Annotated in this window: 3 protein-coding genes and 1 riboswitch; of the genes, 2 read left to right on the top strand and 1 reads right to left on the bottom strand. The window is 53.7% G+C overall.

All coding sequences use genetic code 11. From position 1 onward, the window contains the following. Positions 1 to 663 precede the first annotated feature (663 nt). Positions 664 to 2,115: an alanine/glycine:cation symporter family protein gene (locus B2Y11_RS00630; protein WP_291054778.1), complete on the bottom strand. Its 1,452-nt coding sequence runs from the start codon at positions 2,113 to 2,115 to the stop codon at positions 664 to 666. A 107-nt stretch (positions 2,116 to 2,222) separates the two neighbouring features. Further along, a riboswitch (glycine riboswitch) is annotated at positions 2,223 to 2,326 on the bottom strand. Between the two features lie 441 nt (positions 2,327 to 2,767). Between B2Y11_RS00630 and B2Y11_RS00625 the strand changes: the two genes are divergently transcribed. Together B2Y11_RS00625 and B2Y11_RS00620 are read left to right on the top strand one after the other, a co-directional pair. Beyond that, the gene (locus B2Y11_RS00625; RefSeq protein WP_291054775.1) at positions 2,768 to 3,199 is read left to right on the top strand and encodes a hypothetical protein; all 432 of its coding nucleotides are present in this window, start codon (positions 2,768 to 2,770) and stop codon (positions 3,197 to 3,199) included. Positions 3,200 to 3,580: 381 nt separating this feature from the next. Then, the gene (locus B2Y11_RS00620) at positions 3,581 to 4,531 is read left to right on the top strand and encodes a magnesium transporter CorA family protein (protein ID WP_291054773.1); all 951 of its coding nucleotides are present in this window, start codon (positions 3,581 to 3,583) and stop codon (positions 4,529 to 4,531) included. Positions 4,532 to 4,881 lie beyond the last annotated feature (350 nt).

Raw genomic sequence — 4,881 nt, 5'->3', positions numbered from 1 at the left:
CCCCTTTGGTGCCTTACGGCACCACCTTCCCGCCCCGCTGGGAAGCGTGTCACACGATTCTCAGGTCGCTTTGCTCCCTTACGAATCGTGTTCCCTTGCCACCGCGGAGCGGTGGGACAATAAAGCTTCGCGAAGCTTTACCATCAAAAGTTGCTCTAAATAAAGCACGGGTTGTTGTGCCCCTTCCTGCGGGGTGGCAAAGGAACTGGAGTTGCATCAGCGAACTGGATTCGTAAGGGAGCGGAAGCGACCTGAGAATCCAGTGAGTCAGTGACAGCAGTGGATGCAGGGGAGCGAAGCGACCCGAAAATCCAGTGACATGCTTCCCTTTGGGTAAAGGTGGTGGCGCAGCCACCAAAGGGGGCCCCATTTTCACGCGCCGCAGTCGCGGTTGTATGGTTTTATACAAACTGGCGCCCTTCATTATTTAAGGGCGCCTATCACTACCCTCTGAACCTTCACGCCCGCAGGGCGTGTCCATAAAGGGGCGCCCACCAAGTCGGTCAGCCGACAGCAGATAGCCGGCAGCAATCCCACCAGCTCACCGGCACACCATCCCACCAGTCCAGCCCCCTTCCGCACCTTCCTGCCATTATACCCCCCCCCATGCAGACGGCACAAAACCCCGGCGGAAAGCCGGGGTTTTGATTTCACATCAGGATATCAGATTTTCACCGATTCATTGGCCGTTTCCCGGGCCAGTGCTTTTTTTCCTGCTTTTTCCTGCTGAATCACCTGCTGGAAGGAGAAGACTTCTTCCTTAATCACAGGAGAGAGGACAAGGATGGAGATGAGGTTCGGGATAGCCATGAGGGCGTTGGCAATATCGGAGAGGTTCCATACCAGATCCAGGGTCTGGGTGGCGCCTACGAATACCACAAGGGAGAAGGCTACGCGGTAAATAATGTTGTATTTATGGGTGCCGAAGAGGTATTCCCAGGCCTTTTCTCCGTTGTATTCCCAGCCCAGGATGGTGGAGAAGGCGAAGAGGATAATGCCGATGGAGACGATGTAGCTGCCCGCCACTCCCAGGTGGGTGGAGAAAGCGGCCATGGTAAGACCTACGCCGGTCAGGGGCTTGCCGTCAGCGCCCACGGTGCCCAGGACGCCGGAGGAAGCGATGGTGAGGCCGGTGATGGTGCATACTACGATGGTATCGATGAAGGTACCGGTCATGGAAATATAACCCTGTCTGGCAGGACGATCGGTGGTGGAAGCAGCGGCGGAAATGGCTGCGGAGCCCAGGCCTGCTTCATTGGAGAAGCAGCCTCTGGCCACGCCGAAGCGGACTGCATTCATGACAGACACGGTGATAGTGCCTACCACGCCCCCTTCCACGGCGGAAGGATCGAAGGCCATCATAAGGATGAGGTAAAGACCGTGGGGAATATTTTCATAATTGATAACAATGCAGAGCAGGCCTGCCAGGATGTAGAAAGCAGCCATGCCGGGAACGACAACGGAAGAAACTTTAGAAATGGAGGTAATACCGCCTACGATGACAGCCAGGGTGAGCACCGTAAGCACGGCGCCTACGATGGTGGTGGAAATACCGAAGGTAGTTTCCACAGCGGTGCTGATAGAGTTCGCCTGGGTCATATTGCCGATGCCGAAGGAAGCGATAACGGCGAAGAAGGCAAAGAGAGTGCCCATGATGAGGCCGGCTCTCCGGTTCTTGAAGCCGTTCTTCATGGTGAACATGGGGCCGCCCTTCATTTCACCCTTCGCATTCACTTCACGGTACTTGAAGCCCAGCATACATTCGGAAAACTTGGTGGACAGTCCGAAGCAGGCGGAAAGCCACATCCATACCAGGGCGCCGGGGCCGCCGGCAAACATGGCGGTAGCCACGCCGACGATATTGCCGGTGCCGATGGTGGCAGCCAGGGCGGTCATCAGAGCGGAGAAAGGCGAAACGTCGCCGCTGCCCCGGCTGGTGGTGCGGGCATCATGGCCGAATACACTCTTCAGCGCATAGGGAAGATTCCTCCAGGTGAGGAAACGGAGGCTTACGGTCATATAAATGCCCGTGCCTACCAGCAGAATCAGCATGACAGGCCCCCATACGAACCCGTCAATAGTACCTACAAGTTGATTCATCTGTGCCATGTCCATAATCATGTCCCCCTTGTTTCCCGTATTGTTGTTATAAACAAAAAATCGCCGCACTCAGGCTCAAAAGAGGCTGAAGCTGGCGTAACAGAAAACACGGGAGTTACCCATGTGCCAGCCCTGTCCTTTTGCCTGAGAGATTCGGAATTTCTACGGGTGAAATTCCTTTACACCTTCGGCGCCCAATCGAATGGGACTCTCCAGAGATGTGTCCGTACACAGTTTCGTGTTCTTCTGAACGCCTGATAGTATTACTCCTTCGGCAGAGGGCCCTTGGGGCTCTCATTTTTCAGTGTACATCATCCACCAATATGGTACGGCCTCCCGTACATTTCTCCATCACCCTGCGTTGTCTGAATTCCTGCAGAAAAGTGACTTAATCAAATTATACACTACCATTTTGAAATTGCAATATGGCGATTTATATCTGTTTTTCATCGATTTCCTCCGTTTTTATCCATTTTACAGATACATGCCCATGAAATGAATGCCAAAGACAGGAAATCCATGGCAGCGCCCTTGATTTCAAACATCAGTTCTTGTATAATCCACAAAGAACTCATGTTCTCATTGGAGGGTGATAAAGAGCTTCCAGCAGCTCTTCCCGCCATGCCCCGCGGAACAGAAAAAGAAATCATTTCATACAGGAGGGATTATGGAATCATCACAGATTAAAGCACTCATCCCCATCATGAACGGCCCCACCCAGGGCTGCATGGTGGTCTACGACGACGGCCGCCACTGCCGCCGTTTCTGCAGCGTAGAACGATACATGAACACCATGGCCGCCTTCATGGGCAATGACAACCGGGCCTGCCGGAAACTCTTCCACCGCCGCCGAGGCACCGGCGTCCTCTTAAACGACGGCACCATCTTCGTACAGATCCGCCTCGCCCGAAAACCCCCGACCCTGGGCTACGTTCGCATAGACGCCATCGAAAGCTTCTTCACCGGAGACAAAGGAAAATGCGTCCTCCGCCTTTCAGGAGATGAAATGCTGGAAACAGAATGGAATGTGGAAACGGTGGACAAACATATCCGTCTGGTCAGAAGGACACTGGAAGGAAGGGAACTGCCGGAGCTGTGAGGGCCGCCCCCATTCTGATGGTGCCCCGCCTGCGGAGGAAAGGTGGTGCCGCAGGCAGCAAAGGAGCCCCCGGCCGTGAGTTGTGATGGAAAAGGTTCTTAAGATTGACCGGCCCGCCGGGCCGGAAGGTTTGACAGGGGCTGTGAAAAAATACAGAAATGACACCGCTGCCTCCCGCCGGACAAGTCACTCTGAGCGAAGCGAAGAATCTTGGTACCTGTCGATAATGACTCCTGCCAAAAAAACCGAAAGCTGACAGCCGACAGCCGCCGCAGCTCTCTTTGGGGAATGCTGCCGCCTCCCCCTGTCACCACAATTTCATTGACAGAACCGCCATTTCTGACTATAGTAAAATAGGTAGAAAAAGAAAGGGGGCGCGCCATGCTTCGAGCTTACAAACACAACGAAAACCACATCCTCTGCGAGGTACCGCTGGAGCAGCTGGAGAAAGGCTCCTGGATCAACTGCGCCGCCCCGGATACGGAAGAACTAAACAAGCTGAACGAACTCACCGGCATTCCCGTTGACTCCCTGCAGACCGCGCTGGATAGAGAAGAACGTTCCCACGTGGAGCTGGAAGACGACTACATCTTCGTCGTAGTGAATACGCCGGTGGTACTGGAAACAGACGCCTACGACGCCCTGCCGCTGGGTATCTTCATCACCCGCCAGTTCTTCGTCACCGTGTGCCTGGAAAACAATTCGGTGATCCAGAAATTCCTGAACAACTCCTTCACCTCCTTCCAGACATACAAGAAAACCCGTTTCCTCTTCCAGATCCTCTCCCAGGCATCCTCTTCCTTCCTGTTCTTCCTGCAGCAGATTTACAAACAGACCGACGTCATCGAAACCCAGGTCCGGAAATCCCTGCAGAACAAGGAACTCTTCCGTATGCTGGAACTGCAGAAATCCCTGACCTACTTCAACTTCGCCCTTCACGCCAATGAAAACGTGATGGAACGCCTCATGCGTCTCAGGAACAGCCCCCTCCACTCCCTCCTCAAAATGTACGAGGAAGACGAGGACCTGCTGGAAGACGTTATCATCGAAAACAAACAGGCATTGGAAATGGCGGAAATCTATACCAACATTCTCATGTCCATGATGGACTCCTTCTCCTCCATCATCTCCAACCGCCTGTCCCAGATCATGAAATTCCTCACCTCCGTCACCATCATCCTGGCCATCCCTACATTGATATTCAGCCTCTGGGGCATCAACGTCCCCGTCCCCTGGGCCGACGCACCTTTGGGATTTGCGGAAGTCATCCTCATAGGCATCCTGGTCACCATGGTGGCCACCTTCATCCTCTGGAAAAAAGATATGCTGTAAATGGAAAAAACCGGCTTTGGCCGGTTTTTTAAGGTTCAAAGGGTTCAGAAGGTTCAGAGGGTGGTGGTGGCGGCTGACGCCGCAAATCTAAAAAAGGGGGCGCGGCTTTCGCCGCGGGTTGTGTAGAAGGGTTGTGTCCCCACAGGGGAGACGAATCACTATGATTTGTGCGTCGCTCCGCTCAGGGGGCAGCAGCCCTACCGGGCTGAGGGTGGTGGATTGCCATGGGCAATACTTATAAAGTCAGCGTTGCGGGATTTACTTTCAGTGTCATATGGCATGAAAGGCATTCTGCCCATTAGAGAAGCGCTGATTAAATCACTGTCTGCTTTTATTCTTGAATTTTTATG

Source organism: Dialister sp. UBA1703 (assembly GCA_002320515.1).
Classification (GTDB): Bacteria; Bacillota; Negativicutes; order Veillonellales; family Dialisteraceae; genus Dialister.
This window is presented reverse-complemented; position numbering and strand designations above follow the sequence as displayed.